The following is a 13926-nucleotide window of genomic DNA, read 5'->3' as shown; positions in this document are numbered from 1 at the left end:
GAATTTTGCTCCGGGTTCAGGCTCGCTCGCGGATCCAGTCGAGTATGTCGGGAATGGCTGCTTCGATCTGGTCTCGCACCAGTTCGAAGTCCTCCTGAGCCCCGTAGTACGGGTCCGGAACCGATTCTCCGTCAGCCTCGGGGTCGAACGATCGCAGTAGGCGCCGACGCTCGGTTGGCACGCCGAGATGAGCAAGCTCACGTTCATGGCCGGTGTCGAGGGCGACGACCAGATCGGCCGCGAGATGATCTGCATTGACCTGCGCGGCACTGTGGCCCGTCGGATATCCGGCCGCTCGGAGCACGACGTTGGTCCGCTCGTCGGCCTCGCTACCGGTGTGAAACCCCTCGGTACCTGCACTGCTGACACGGACTCGGTCGGCGAGGCCTTCACGGTCCAGATGCGCGAGCAAGATCTTTTCGGCCATCGGTGACCGGCAGATATTGCCGGTGCACACAAACGTCACATGAAGTGGTTCAGTCACGTGGAGTGGTTCAGTGGCGGCCATCGAGAAGTCCTCCCAGTTCGGATGCCGACGATACGGAGCGAAACGCTTGCCGCGCTTCCTCGGCGGAACCGTAGCCCCATTCGACGACGACGGTGGGGATGCCGTACTTCGCGGCGCCGAGCACGTCGTGATCACGGTCGCCGATCATGAGAACGTCGGGGGTTCCGCCGTCGGATGCGAGGACGGGAGTGATCCCGAGTGAGGTCAGCGAATGCGCGATCACATCGGGTTTAGCCCGACGAGTTCCGTCGTCACTCGCGCCGCCGATGAACTCGAAGTGCTCGGCCAGGCCGAAATGCTCGAGGATTCGAATGGCGAATCGCTCCGACTTGGAGGTGGCGACGGCCAGTCGGGTTCCGCTCGCGCGAGCCTTACCCAGGACGACGTCCACGCCTTCGTACACCGAGTTCTCCTGCCACCCGGTCGCGTCGTAACGCTCGATGTACGCGGCGATCGCCCGATCCACGTCCGCCGGGGCCATACCGAGTGACCTGAATGTGTCGACCATCGGCGGGCCGATCACCGATGCCAACATCGCTTCCGTCGGCTCCGGATGGCCGACAGTTGCCAACGCATGTCGGAAGCCGCCGTGAATGCCGGGAGCGGAATCGGTGATGGTGCCGTCCAGATCGAACAGAACTACGGGAAAGCGGTCGAGCGGTGGTGTCGTCACGGCACTCATTGTCCCGGACGGCAGGGGTGATGTCCGCGCACGGTGCTCGACCGTAGGCTGACCGGGTGAGTACCGGAACGGTTGACCTGGAGAGCTTGCGACATCACGGCGATGTCGAAGCGGAGCCCGGGTTACTCGATTTTGCCGTCAACGTTCAAGGCTCCGGCCCGCCGAAGTGGTTGCGGGATCGGCTGGCCGCAGGGCTGGCGACGCTTGGTTCGTACCCGTCGGCCGCAGCGGAACTGAAGGCTCGCGAAACGGTCGCGCAGCGGCACGGGCGCCGGCCCGAAGAGGTGTTGTTGCTCTCGGGCGGTGCCGAGGGATTCGCGATGCTGCCGCGTCTGGGCACTCGTTCGGCAGCGCTGATCCATCCGTCGTTCACCGAACCGGAACTGGCACTGCGAGAGGCCGGTGTGCCGGTGACTCAAGTGATTCTGGAGCCGCCTTTCGAGCTTCGGACCGCGCAGGTACCCGAATCCGCGGACCTTGTCGTTCTGGGCAATCCGACCAACCCGACGTCCGTGCTTCACCCCAAGGCCGATGTGTTGGCATTGCGTCAGCCGGGCCGGATCCTGGTGGTGGACGAGGCCTTCGGCGACGCGGTCCCAGGCGAAACGGAGAGCATCGCCGGTGTCGAGTCGGCGGATGTACTGGTCCTTCGGAGCCTGACCAAGACGTGGGCGCTCGCCGGATTGCGGTGTGGATACGCGATCGGCTCTCCCGATCTTCTGGCTCGACTCAGTCACGGCCGAGCCCACTGGCCATTGGGCAGTCTGCAGATCGAGGCCATCACGGCGTGCTGCGAACCGTTTGCCGTCGAGCAGTCGAGGATCAAAGCCGACGCGATTGCCGTGGACCGCCGAGACATGTCGCGGCGACTGACCGAGATCGGGATTGCCGTGCACCAACCCGCTGCGGGGCCGTTCGTGCTCATCGATGTCCGTGACGGCGCCACGATGCGAGAGCACCTGCGTGCCTGCGGAATCGCCGTCCGCAGGTGCGACACCTTTCCCGGACTCGGCCCGGATCGGCTGCGCGTGGCCGTCCGTCCAGCCGAGCAGGTTGCGGTACTGATCGAAGCGATGAAGGAGATCTTGTGAGTGGCCCAACCCTTGCGGACGTCATAGCCGTGCTGGAATCCGCGTATCCGCCGGCCCTGGCGGAATCGTGGGACTCGGTCGGCCTGGTCTGCGGCGATCCGGCCGACGCTGTGACGAGAGTGGTTTTCGCGGTGGATCCGACCGAGGCAGTGGTCGACGACGCCATCGCCTCCGGTGCCGACCTTCTGGTCGTTCACCATCCACTTCTGCTGCGTGGGGTGGACACCGTCGGTGCTCACACACCCAAAGGTGCGTTGGTTCACAAGCTCATCAAGGCGGGGTGCGCGCTGTTCTCGGCGCACACCAATGCGGACTCGGCCGACCCCGGAGTGTCCGACGCGTTGGCGCAGGCTCTGGGCCTGACCGTGCTGCGTCCGATCGAACCCAAGCCGACGCAGCCGCTCGACAAGTGGGTCGTCATGGTTCCGGTGGAGAATGCATCGGCCGTGCAGGATGCACTTTTCGAGGCCGGGGCTGGGCGGATCGGTGACTACAGCCAGTGCAGTTGGACCGTCACGGGTACGGGTCAGTTCCTGCCCGCCGACGGAGCGAATCCGACGATCGGGACCGTCGGCGCTGTGGAGCAGGTTCGCGAGAATCGTGTGGAATTGATTGCCCCTCGCGGAAAGCGAAGCGCAGTGCTGGGCGCATTGCGTGCCTCCCATCCGTACGAGGAACCGGCCTTCGATGTCTTCGAACTCGCAGCGTTCCCCAGTTCACTCGGACTGGGGCGGTTGGGTGAGCTCGACCACCCCGAAACCTTGCGGGAATTCACCGCGCGAGTGGCGCGCTCACTGCCCTCGACCGAGTGGGGTGTTCGCGCGGCCGGAGATCCAGACGCGACCGTTCGTACCGTGGCGGTGTGCGGCGGTTCCGGCGACTCGTATCTCGACGTGGTGGCGGCACTGGGCGCCGACGTCTACGTCACTGCGGACCTGCGGCATCATCCCGCGGACGAGCATCTACGCGCCGGTGGCCCGGCTCTGGTCGACGTCGCGCACTGGGCGAGTGAATACCCGTGGTGCGCGCAGGCGAAATCGGTGCTCGACGCCGCGTTTGCCGACAATCCGGAGTGGGAAAGCCGGGTTTCGACAATTCGCACCGATCCATGGTGTTTGAGTGCGCATTAGTGCAGCGCTCTGCAAGGTACGGTTGCACGAACAATTCAAGAGCAGTTCTTCGAGAGCCGTCCTTCGCGAGCACTGCCGACATCGGACTTACAGCAGGAGTTATACAGCGTGAACGTCGAACCACAGGTGCAATCCAAGCTTCTCGACCTCGCCGGGGTGGATGCTGAGCTCACTCGGATCACCCACCGACGCGGAGCGCTTCCCGAGCAGCAGGAAGTCGAACGTCTCGAGGCCGAGCGAATCAGCCGTAAAGACGCGTCCGTAGCCGTCGAAATCCAGATCGACGACATCGATCGCGACATTCGCAAGCTCGAAGGCGAGGTCGACGCGGTTCGTCAGCGCGAGGATCGTGACCGCACACTCTTGCAGAGCGGGTCGGTCGGGGCGAAGCAGCTCACCGAACTCGAACACGAACTCGGCAGCCTGGTCCGGCGTCAGGGGCTCCTCGAAGACGAGTTGCTCGAAGTGATGGAGCAGCGTGAGGCGTTGCAGGCCGATCACGATCACGCCGGTGCCCAGCTGTCCCAGGCCGAAGAAGAGCTGATCGACGCCAAGCGTCGCCGCGACGATGCCGTCGCTGATCTGGACAAGGCGCAGGAGCGTTGCGCTGCCGATCGTGAACGACTCGTCGGTGAATTTCCCGCCGATTTCCTTGCTGTCTACGAGAAGCAGCGCAGCCTGGGCGGACCGGGCGCGGCGCTTCTGCAGGCACGCCGATGCGGCGCTTGCCGGATCGAGATCGACCGCGGCGAGATCTCCCGAATCGCCGCGACACCGGCCGACGTCGTAGTTCGTTGCCCAGAGTGCAATGCAATCATGGTGCGTACCAAGGAGTCCGGTCTGTGACTCTCTCGCAGGTCATCGTCGAGGCCGACGGTGGATCGCGGGGCAACCCCGGTCCGGCCGGCTACGGAGCGGTGGTGTTCGACGCCTCGCGCTCGGTGTTGGCCGAACGCAAGGAAAGCATCGGTATCGCGACCAACAACGTCGCCGAGTACCGCGGACTGATCGCCGGGTTGACCGCTGCCGGTGAACTCGGCGCGTCGACGGTCGACGTCCGCATGGATTCCAAGTTGGTCGTCGAGCAGATGTCCGGGCGCTGGAAGGTCAAGCACCCGGACATGATTCCGCTGCAGCGGCGCGCTGCCGAGCTGGCGACGCAGTTCTCGCGAGTGACCTACACGTGGATTCCTCGCGGCGAGAACTCTCATGCCGATCGCCTTGCCAACGAGGCGATGGACGCGGCTGCCGGCATCGAAACCGGCCCAGTCGCACCTTCGGCCCCCGCACCTGCTGCACCTGCCGCGCCGTCCGAAGAGACGTCGGAGCCGCAGATCGCCGGCTCTCCGGGATGGATCGCCACCACCGGCAAGCCGACACGAATGTTGTTGCTACGTCACGGACAGACAGCGATGTCGGTCGATCGCCGGTACTCCGGACGTGGGAATCCGGAGCTCACGGAACTGGGCCGCGCGCAGGCTGCCGGCGCAGCCGGACGCTTCGGGAACCGAGGCGGTATCGACGCCATCGTCTGCTCACCCCTCGGCAGAACCCGTGAGACGGCAGAGGCATCGGCCCGCGTGCTCGGCTTACCCGTCGTCGAGCACAAGGGTTTGATCGAAACCGATTTCGGCGACTGGGACGGACTCACGTTCCGCGAGGCAGCCGAGCGTGACCCGGACCTGCATCGCGAATGGCTCTCGGACACTTCGGTGCGTCCACCGGGCGGCGAGAGTTTCGACGAGGTACGCGAACGAGTCGTCGCCGCGCGTGACGACCTGATCTCGACCTACGGCGGCGCGACGCTGTTGGTCGTCTCTCACGTCACCCCGATCAAGACTTTGGTGCAGCTGGCCCTCGATGCCGGGCCGTCGTTGCTGTACCGGTTGCATCTGGATCTGGCGTCGCTGAGTATCACCGAGTTCTATCCCGACGGGGGAGCCTCGGTCCGGTTGGTCAACGACACGTCACACCTTCGCTGAAAGAGCCCCGACGGCTGATCAGCCTCTGATCAGATCACCAACCACAGGGCGCTCACGGCGGCGAGCAGCGTCAGTGGCGTCGTGATGACCCCGAGCAGAGTGAATGTCGCCAGCGTGGGCGGTGCGCCCGCGCTGGTGGCGACTCGTCGCCAGAGCATCGTTGCCAGTGAGCCCACGTAGGTGAGGTTGGGGCCGAGGTTGACGCCGATCAACATCGCAAGCACCAGCGCTGGAGGTGCCGCCGTTCCGAGCGCTGCGATCATCAGCAAGGTTGCCGGCAGGTTGTTGACGAGATTGGACGCAACCGCCGCTACCGCGGCGACAAAGAGCAGTGAGCCGTAGCTGGTGTCGCCTGGCAGGATCTGCGCAATCCATTCGCCCACCGGCCCGTTCGCGACTCCGGCGACGATGATTCCGAGAACCAGGACGAACGCGCAGAACCAGAGGTCGGCAGCGTAGAGCATCTTGGCGGCGGTCGTACGGTGCCGAGCCAGAGCGATCGCTCCCAGGACACTCGCACCCACCACCGCGATCCAGGCGGGCTCGATCCCGAAGAAACCCGAAACCGCGAAACCGAGCAGCGTCATTCCGATCACCGTCAGCGGCAGAATCGGCGCAGGCGCAGATCTGGCTGCCACCGGCGGTTCGGCGCTGTCGCCCCGCGCGAGTTCCGAACGGAAGAACAGTCGAAAAATCAGGTACTCGACAGCGATCGTCACGACCCACGGCAACGCCATCAATGCGGTGAAGTGCAAGAACGTCAAACCTGTTGCGGCAAACGCGATGAGGTTGGTCAGGTTGGACACCGGCAGCAGGGTCGACGCCGAATTCGACAGGTGCGCACTGGCATAGGAATGCGGCCGGGGACTTGCTCCGATGGATCGTGCGGCCGCGATCACTGCGGGTGTCAGAAGTACGACGGTGGCGTCGAGGCTCAGGACCGCCGTGGTCAGGGCAGCGGCGCCGAATACGTAAATCAGCAACCGGTGTGGATCGGCGAGGGATTTTTGCTGCAGGATCTGGCTGACCCAGCGAAAGACGCCGAGAGCATCGGCGGCATGAGCGAGAACCAGCACGGCAACCAGGAAGACGACGGTGGGTGCCATGCTCGCCAGTTCGTCGCGGGCTTCGTCGAGAGTTACGACGCCGGTCAGGAGAACGACGACAGCTGCCGGCCCGGCGATGACGATCTCGGGAAGCCCGCGTGGACGCACTATCGCGAAGACGAGGACGAGGACGACGAGCAGGATCGGTAGAAGAGTCACGCGATGGTGCTCCGTGTCGGGGCGAGCGTCATTTGAGCAGTTTGTAGAGCGTGTTCAGGTTTCGGGTTGTGGTGAACGCCTTGAACTTCGGTTTTCCGGTGTTCCTGCCGAACGCGCTCTTGACGGTCTGCCCCTTCTCGACCTCCCAGTACAGGACTCCGTCGCCTGCCGCCACACGCTCGACCGAGGCATCGAGTTGCGCTGCTGCAGTGCTCAATTCCTCCAGGATTTCCGGCTCGGAGGCAACCATCGCATAAGCATGCCAACCCTCGCGTTCGCGCTCGAACGGGTAGTTGTCCACGATCGCCTGCAGTGTCGGAAGGTCGAGGACGAACACCCAAGCCTCGTAGCCGAACTCGCGGGCAAGGGCGGATTCGATCTGTTTCTTCAGCGTCGGGATGTCGGTGCTCGGACTGTCGAACAGAACGTTGCCTGAGGCCAACACGGTTTTCACCCCTTGGAATCCGAGGTCACCGAAGACTCTCGCCAGGTCCGCCATCTTGATGTTGATGCCGCCCACGTTGATACCGCGTAGCAGGGCCACGTACCGAGTCATACGGTGACCATAGTGCCGGCCACCGACAGGCGCCCGGTAGCATACGGGGGCGGACGAGTTGGCCGGGCGGCCGCGGCTTCTGGAACCAGCGCGTATCGCGCACAGGCCTGGGGCCGAGGAAAGTCCGGACTCCACAGAGCAGGGCGGTTGTTAACGGCAACCCGAGGCAACTCGCGGGACAGTGCCACAGAAAACAGACCGCCTGCCTTTCGAGGCAGGTAAGGGTGAAACGGTGCGGTAAGAGCGCACCAGCACCTCGGGTGACCGGGGTGGCTAGGTAAACCCCGCCCGGAGCAAGGTTGAAGGTCGCATCGCTCGCGGTGCGGCTGCGCAGGTGTTCGAGGGCTGCTCGCCCGAGCCTGCGGGTGAACCGCTCGAGGCACCCGGCGACGGTGTGCCCAGATGGATGGTCGCCACTCGGCACTTCGGTGCCGCAGGACAGGATCCGGCTTACACGCCGACTCGTCCGCCCGCGATCTGCAAGAGAGCACAAAGAAGACCCCCACCGGATCGGTGGGGGTCTTCTCTATGGTCGAAAGCTGTCAGACAGGCTTGATGACCAGCAGCGTAGCCCAGTACGTTGCCGCGTCATGGCCCATGAGCGGGAGGAGGTAATCGTAAAGAATTGCGGACATGCGCACTCCATTTTCTGTTCGTAGCTTGTGTTGGGCATTCAAGCAGAACTCACCGTTCGAATGTCCGGTTCTCACCTGCCAGGCCAAGTAGAAAGAATATCAGTCTCACAGCGATCTACAAGCTTCTATCTCACTCTGATGTCACACTGTGGATATGACTGATGAAGATCGACTCTGGTACTTCGACGTGTCCGACGGTTCCGTCACGCAGGGAAAGGGTGCGTCCTCGCTGACGAGGATGGGGCCGTACCCTGATCGGGACTCTGCCGAGCATGCATTGAAGATCGCTGCCGAACGCAACAAAGCCGCCGATCGGGCAGACGAAGACTGGAACAACTGAGCCTTGGAATAACTGAGCCTTGGAACGGCCGGGACTCGAACAACTGGGACCGGTACTGCTGCTACACCGGCCCGAACCGATCATGGAGGATGCGTGCCCGCAAGTCGAATGATGGTGCAGGGAATCGACTTCGGAGTGGTTCGGGCGGAGTTCGACTTGCCAGGAGCATTCTCGGCTGCGGCGCAGGCCGAGGCCGAGAATGCCGTGGATCGTTTCGGTGCCGGGCGTGTCGACGAAACGGGTATCGCCTTCGTGACCATCGACCCTCCCGGATCGATGGACCTCGACCAGGCAGTGCACATCGAGAAGATCTCGACCGGGTACGTCGTGCACTACGCGATCGCCGACGTCGCGGCGGTGGTGACGCCGGGTGGCGCTCTCGACATCGAAACCCGCAAGCGGGGCCAAACCTTCTATCTCCCGGACGGTTCCGTCCCGCTGCATCCCCGAGCGTTGTCGGAGGGATCGGCGAGTCTGCTGCCGGACGTGGTTCGTCCCGCCGCGCTGTGGCGGATCGAACTCGACGCGCAGGCCGAGCCGACGTCGTGGCAGGTGAGACGCGCTCTGGTGAAATCGGTGGCACGTCTGGACTATTCGACCGTGCAGCGCGATGCCGACGCGGGAACCTTGCATCCGTCCATCGCCGCACTACCGGAGTTCGGACGATTGCGCAGTGTCTCGGCGGTTGCCAGGGGTGCCATCGAGCTGAAACTGCCCGAGCAGTCAGTGGTTCGGGATCAGCCGGAGGACGAGTCCTCGGCTCGCTGGCGGATCGAACTGGAGCCACGCACCGAAGCGGACGACTGGAACGCAGAAGTGTCGCTGCTGACCGGGATGTGTGCCGGCCGCATGATGATCGACGCAGGTATCGGGTTGCTTCGCACGCTGCCGCCGGCCGAGGAGTCCGCGGTTCGGACCTTGCGGAGAACTGCAGTGGCGCTGGGTATCACGTGGCCGGAGGGGCAAAGCGTCGGGCAGATTCTTGCCGGACTCGATTCCAACGAGCCGTCGACTATGGCGCTGATGTCGGTTGCGCCGTCGTTGCTGCGCGGGGCAGACTACGCGGCCTTCGACGGCCGACTACCGGAGTTGACGGTGCATGCGGGGATCGGAGCGCCCTACGCTCACGTGACTGCTCCGCTGCGCCGGCTGTCCGATCGTTTCAGCACCGAGGTGTGTCTGGCGATCACAGCTGGTACGCCGGTACCGGAATGGGCGCGCACTGCCCTTCCCGAGCTGCCCGACATCATGAGTGGGTCCGACTCGCTGGCGAACAAGGTCGACCGTGCGTGCATCGATCTGACCGAGTCCACGCTGCTCGACGGCCGGGTCGGCGAGGTCTTCGACGCAGTGGTGATGCGCGCCAAGGACGGAAAGCGCTCGGCGGAAGTGTTTGTCCCGTCGGTCGCCGTGATTGCGAAATGCGTCGGAACGCCCGACGACGGTGAGCGCGCAAAGGTGCGACTCACCGCCGTCGACACCGTCAAACGGACGGTGGAGTTCACGTTCCCGGCGTAGCGAGCTACCGGTACGAATCGGTGGCTTCCACCAAGTGATGTGCGATGCCGGGCTCCATGGCGGAGTGTCCGGCGTCGTCGACGATCACGAGCTTGGATTCGGGCCACGCCTTGTGCAGCGCCCACGCGCTGGTGGCGGGGCAGACGACGTCGTAGCGGCCCTGGACGATCGTCCCCGGAATGCCGTGCAGTGCGGAGCTTTCGCGTAGGAGTTGACCCTCGTCGAAGAATCCGCCGTTGACGAAGTAGTGGTTCTCGATACGAGCGAAGGCCAAGGCGAACCTGGTCTCGGAGTTCTGTTCGATCTTGTCCGCCTGTGGGTACAGGTAGCTCGTCGATCCTTCCCAGGCCGACCAGGCGATGGCTGCCCGGGCTGCGACGGCGGGGTCTTCGGAATGGAGCAGTTGGTGATAGACCGCGACGAGGTCTTCGCCGCGCTGCGCCTCGGGTACCGGTTCGAGGAATTTGTCCCAGCGCTCCGGGAAGATGTTTCCCGCGCCGCCGTTGTAGTACCAGTCGATCTCGCTACGACGCAGGAGGAAGATCCCGCGCAGGACCAGCTCAGTGACGCGCGTAGGAAATGTTTCGGCGTAGGCGATGGACAGCGTGGAACCCCAGGACCCGCCGAAGACCATCCACTTGTCGATCGAAAGATGTTCACGCAGGGCTTCGATGTCGGCCAGCAGCTTGTCCGTCGTGTTCACCGACAGGTCGGCGCCGTCGGCAACGTGAGGGGTGGACCGCCCGCAGCCGCGCTGGTCGAGTAGAACGATGCGGTATGCGGCCGGATCGAAGAACTGGCGTACCGCCGGTTGCGCACCACCGCCGGGGCCACCGTGCAGGAACACCACGGGCTTGCCGTCCGGATTTCCGCTGACTTCCCAGTACATGCTCTGGCCGTCACCGACATCGAGGAAGCCGGTGACGAAAGGCTCGATCGGGGGATACAGACTCCGGAGAGCCGACGGCTGCCCTGAAGTGGCTGACGTGTCGGTCATCAGAAGCCCACCAGGCCGGAGGCGAGATCGGGGATCTCGAGTGCGGAAATCGCGCCGCTCCGGACGTCGGGGCACGCGGCTGAGGTTGCCGCGTCGATGCTTTCGCGGTTCTGAGCGAGATCGAGCAGGTTGATGCCGTTCTGCGTCGCCCACGTGATGACGATCGTGTTCAGTCCGCCCTTGCCGAGCGTCGGGGTGACGGTCCGCCAGTTCTGCAGCTGCCCTTCCATATCCGAGCACAACTGCTGGACCTGAGCGTCGGTGAACGTCGAACCGGACGCGGTTGTTGCCGGCGCCGTCGTGGTGGAACTCGCGGGCGTAGTGCTGCTGGGCGCGGGAGAGTTGGTGGACCCTCCCGCGCATCCGCTCAGCACCGTGACGAGAGCTGCCGCGCCGACTACAGCTGCGGCAGTAGAACTTCGACGGTTACCGATCATTGAACGCACCCCTGGCTGGTTGAGAGACAGGCGGCGTTCGCCGGTCTCGGATCAGAAACTGTGTTCTGCGGCCGGGAAAGCGCCAGTGCGAACTTCTGATGCATAGGCTGCGGCTGCGGAACGCAGTTCGTCACCGACGTTACCGAAACGCTTGACGAACTTGGCTGTCTTACCACTCGTGTAACCCGCCATGTCCTGCCAGACGAGTACCTGAGCGTCGCATTCGGAACCGGCCCCGATGCCGACGGTGGGGATGGTGAGTTTGCGGCTGACCTGGCCCGCGATCTCGGCCGGAACCATTTCCATGACGACGGAGAACGCCCCGGCTTCCTGGACTGCAATGGCGTCCGCCACAAGCTGCTCGGCCGCGTCGCCGCGACCCTGGACGCGGAAACCGCCGAGCGAGTTCACGCTCTGCGGGGTGAATCCGACGTGAGCCATGACGGGGATGCCGGCCGAGGTGATAGCCGCGATCTGCTTACTCATCCGCTCGCCGCCCTCGAGCTTGACGGCGTGCGCGAGGCCTTCCTTCATGAACCGCGTCGCAGTCGCCAGGGCCTGCTCGGCGGAACCCTCGTACGTGCCGAAGGGGAGGTCGGCGACGACGAGTGCGTGCGGGGCGCCGCGAACCACGCCACGCACTAGCGGGAGCAGTTCGTCGACGGTGATCGGCACGGTGGTGTCGTAGCCGTAGACGACGTTGGCGGCAGAGTCGCCGACGAGCAGCACCGGGATGCCTGCGTCTTCGAAGATGCGTGCCGTGGAGTAGTCGTAAGCGGTGAGCATCGACCAGCGTTCGCCGTTCTGCTTCATCTCGGCGAGGTGGTGAATGCGCGTCTTACGCTTCGGTGCATCGGTAGAGCTTGCAGTGGGTACAGAAACTGCACTGGGTACAGAACCGTAGAGAGGTGTTTCGGACATCGTTGTCCCTTTCTGGCCTCGAGGCCCTGAGCGTTGATCGCCTTCGGGTCCCCGGGTGTGGGTGATGACGTGTTCAGTCTGCCACCGGACATCGCCGACACGAATAGTTGACGGGGTGCAATGGGTCACATCACCGCGCGCGTATCAGGTAGGTGCCGAGACGAGGCGAACCGCTGGCTATCGCGGTTTCCTGGCACCATCGATGGCATGTCGAAGTTCGTTCGCCTCTCCGGTGCCCTCGCCGGAAGCGCAGCAGTGCTCGTGTTGGTTGTCGGTTGCACCAGTTCGGAAGGCACGCCCGAATCAGTGGAACCTGCTGGTTCTGCCGCGTCCGCGGTGCCGTCCGGCCTCGAGAAATTCTACGAGCAGACGCTCGACTGGGGTTCGTGCGACCAATTTGTCGAAGAAGGAACTGCGCCGCTGGGGCGTGGGATCGACTGCGCCGAGGTGAGCGTTCCCGTCGACTACGCGAATCCGAACGGCGACACCGCGAAGGTGGTGATCTCGCGTTCGAAGGCAACCGGCGACCGCATCGGCTCACTGTTGCTGAACCCCGGCGGGCCGGGTGGGTCCGGGCTGTCGATGGCGACCTCGGGTTCGGGCACCGAATTGCAGGAACGTTTCGACATGATCGGCTTCGATCCGCGGGGGATCGGGGCGTCGACCCCGCAGGTTCGGTGTTTGACGCCGGAGGAGACCGACGCGGAGCGTGCGGAGGTCAACGTCGACATGACGCCGGAGGGCATCGCTCTCGCCGAGGCGGACAGCAAGGACTACGCCGCCAAGTGCGCTGAGCGGACCGGTACGGAGTTCCTCGCTCATGTCGGTACCTACGAGGTGGTGCGAGATATGGACGTCATTCGGGGCGTTCTCGGCGATCCGAAGATGAACTACCTCGGGTTCTCGTACGGGACCCGGCTCGGATCCACGTACGCGGAAACCTTTCCGCAGAACGTCCGAGCGATGGTCCTCGACGGCGCGCTCGACCCCGAGCAGGATCCGGTCGACGAAGTGGTCTTGCAGGGGCAGGGCTTCCAAGGCGCGTTCGACGCCTTTGTCGCCGACTGTGTCTCGCGAACGGATTGCCCGCTGGGTGATGATCCGGCGCAGGCGCAGGCACGCTTTCAGGCACTCGTCGATCCGTTGATCGAGAAGCCGGCACAGACCACCGATCCGCGCGGGCTGAGTTATTCCGACGCGATCACGGGCGTGCAGCAAGCTCTGTACTCGCCACAGTTGTGGACGCCGCTGCGTGGGGGTCTGTCGAGTCTGGCCGACGGACGCGGCGACTCGCTGCTCAATCTCGCCGACATGTACGAAGGCCGTGAGGATGACGGCAGCTACTCCAACATCAACGACGCGTTCAACGCCATTCGCTGCGTGGACGATCCGGCAACCACCGACCGCGCCGAGGCCGGCGAATCCGACACTCGGTACCGCGAGGCGGCGCCGTTCCTCGACGACGGCCGCGGGACGGGTCAAGCGCCGCTGGACCTGTGCGCGTTCTGGCCCGTTCCGGCTACCGGCAGCCCTCACGCGCTCGACCCCCAGGCACTCGCTGACGCCGGTCTGCCGCAGCTGGTCGTCGTGTCCACGACGCAGGATCCGGCGACCCCGTATCAGGCCGGAGTGGATCTCGCGAAGCAGTTGGGCGCTGCTCTGATCACGTTCGACGGAACCCAACACACGGTGGTTCTGGACGGAAACTCCTGCGTCGACGATGCCGTCGTCGACTACTTCGTTTACTTGAAGGCTCCGGAAGAGGGTCTGACATGTTAGCCGGCGCGACGCCGTACGCTGCGCCTATTCGATGGTGACCAATCACTCTGTTAACCGGGACCACTGATGTAACACAGATTTAACG

General features: G+C 64.3%; 14 protein-coding genes and 1 other RNA gene. 8 read left to right on the top strand and 7 right to left on the bottom strand.

Going from position 1 to position 13926, the window contains the following annotated elements; all coding sequences use genetic code 11:
• Nucleotides 1–16: 16 nt before the first annotated feature.
• Nucleotides 17–508, bottom strand: a complete 492-nt coding sequence (locus ACBG85_RS17235; RefSeq protein ID WP_030537565.1) for a low molecular weight protein-tyrosine-phosphatase — start codon at nucleotides 506–508, stop codon at nucleotides 17–19.
• Nucleotides 495–1190: an HAD hydrolase-like protein gene (locus ACBG85_RS17230; RefSeq protein ID WP_372024128.1), complete on the bottom strand. Its 696-nt coding sequence runs from the start codon at nucleotides 1188–1190 to the stop codon at nucleotides 495–497. The genes ACBG85_RS17235 and ACBG85_RS17230 overlap by 14 nt, the downstream gene beginning before the upstream one ends.
• 56 nt (nucleotides 1191–1246) lie before the next feature.
• Between ACBG85_RS17230 and cobC the strand changes: the two genes are divergently transcribed.
• The 4 genes from cobC (at nucleotide 1247) to ACBG85_RS17210 (ending at nucleotide 5393) form a co-directional block, all read left to right on the top strand.
• Complete coding sequence (cobC, locus tag ACBG85_RS17225) at nucleotides 1247–2281, top strand: Rv2231c family pyridoxal phosphate-dependent protein CobC (protein WP_064074748.1); 1035 nt, start codon at nucleotides 1247–1249, stop codon at nucleotides 2279–2281.
• Nucleotides 2278–3411 (top strand): Nif3-like dinuclear metal center hexameric protein, encoded by a 1134-nt coding sequence (locus ACBG85_RS17220; protein WP_372024125.1) that lies wholly within the window; start codon nucleotides 2278–2280, stop codon nucleotides 3409–3411. Before cobC ends, ACBG85_RS17220 begins: the two co-directional genes overlap by 4 nt.
• Nucleotides 3412–3519: 108 nt before the next feature.
• On the top strand, nucleotides 3520–4257 hold the full coding sequence (locus ACBG85_RS17215; RefSeq protein ID WP_003941604.1) for a zinc ribbon domain-containing protein: 738 nt from the start codon (nucleotides 3520–3522) through the stop codon (nucleotides 4255–4257).
• Complete coding sequence (locus ACBG85_RS17210) at nucleotides 4254–5393, top strand: bifunctional RNase H/acid phosphatase (RefSeq protein ID WP_030537561.1); 1140 nt, start codon at nucleotides 4254–4256, stop codon at nucleotides 5391–5393. The genes ACBG85_RS17215 and ACBG85_RS17210 overlap by 4 nt, the downstream gene beginning before the upstream one ends.
• 29 nt (nucleotides 5394–5422) lie before the next feature.
• On the opposite strand, the gene ACBG85_RS17205 is transcribed toward ACBG85_RS17210, so the two are convergent.
• Nucleotides 5423–6658, bottom strand: a complete 1236-nt coding sequence (locus tag ACBG85_RS17205) for an SLC13 family permease (protein WP_372024123.1) — start codon at nucleotides 6656–6658, stop codon at nucleotides 5423–5425.
• A gap of 28 nt (nucleotides 6659–6686) precedes the next feature.
• On the bottom strand, nucleotides 6687–7214 hold the full coding sequence (locus tag ACBG85_RS17200) for a DUF1697 domain-containing protein (protein WP_007735458.1): 528 nt from the start codon (nucleotides 7212–7214) through the stop codon (nucleotides 6687–6689).
• 54 nt (nucleotides 7215–7268) lie between these two features.
• Between ACBG85_RS17200 and rnpB the strand changes: the two genes are divergently transcribed.
• The 3 genes from rnpB to ACBG85_RS17185 all read left to right on the top strand — a co-directional run bounded on the left by rnpB (nucleotide 7269) and on the right by ACBG85_RS17185 (nucleotide 9707).
• Nucleotides 7269–7683: RNase P RNA component class A (gene rnpB, locus ACBG85_RS17195), an RNA gene on the top strand.
• 320 nt (nucleotides 7684–8003) lie between these two features.
• On the top strand, nucleotides 8004–8189 hold the full coding sequence (locus tag ACBG85_RS17190; protein ID WP_007735457.1) for a hypothetical protein: 186 nt from the start codon (nucleotides 8004–8006) through the stop codon (nucleotides 8187–8189).
• Nucleotides 8190–8297: 108 nt separating this feature from the next.
• Complete coding sequence (locus tag ACBG85_RS17185; protein WP_007735456.1) at nucleotides 8298–9707, top strand: RNB domain-containing ribonuclease; 1410 nt, start codon at nucleotides 8298–8300, stop codon at nucleotides 9705–9707.
• A gap of 4 nt (nucleotides 9708–9711) precedes the next feature.
• Here the strand turns inward: ACBG85_RS17185 and pip are convergent, their stop codons facing one another.
• From pip to panB, 3 genes are read right to left on the bottom strand one after another with little or no spacing between them, the layout of a single operon-like run.
• Nucleotides 9712–10704 (bottom strand): prolyl aminopeptidase, encoded by a 993-nt coding sequence (gene pip / locus ACBG85_RS17180; RefSeq protein WP_070160789.1) that lies wholly within the window; start codon nucleotides 10702–10704, stop codon nucleotides 9712–9714.
• On the bottom strand, nucleotides 10704–11141 hold the full coding sequence (locus ACBG85_RS17175; protein WP_007735455.1) for a hypothetical protein: 438 nt from the start codon (nucleotides 11139–11141) through the stop codon (nucleotides 10704–10706). The genes pip and ACBG85_RS17175 overlap by 1 nt, the downstream gene beginning before the upstream one ends.
• 51 nt (nucleotides 11142–11192) lie before the next feature.
• Nucleotides 11193–12062 carry a 3-methyl-2-oxobutanoate hydroxymethyltransferase gene (gene panB, locus ACBG85_RS17170; RefSeq protein WP_007735454.1) on the bottom strand — a complete coding sequence of 290 codons (870 nt, stop codon included), beginning with the start codon at nucleotides 12060–12062 and terminating at the stop codon, nucleotides 11193–11195.
• A 207-nt stretch (nucleotides 12063–12269) separates the two neighbouring features.
• Here panB and ACBG85_RS17165 point away from each other — a divergent pair, with 207 nt between their 5' ends.
• The gene (locus ACBG85_RS17165) at nucleotides 12270–13841 is read left to right on the top strand and encodes an alpha/beta hydrolase (protein WP_007735453.1); all 1572 of its coding nucleotides are present in this window, start codon (nucleotides 12270–12272) and stop codon (nucleotides 13839–13841) included.
• Nucleotides 13842–13926 lie beyond the last annotated feature (85 nt).

This window comes from Rhodococcus sp. NyZ502, assembly GCF_041464245.1.
Classification (GTDB): Bacteria; Actinomycetota; Actinomycetes; order Mycobacteriales; family Mycobacteriaceae; genus Rhodococcus_F; species Rhodococcus_F qingshengii.
The sequence above is the reverse complement of the archived record's forward strand: the minus strand, read 5'-3'. Positions and strand labels throughout refer to the sequence as shown.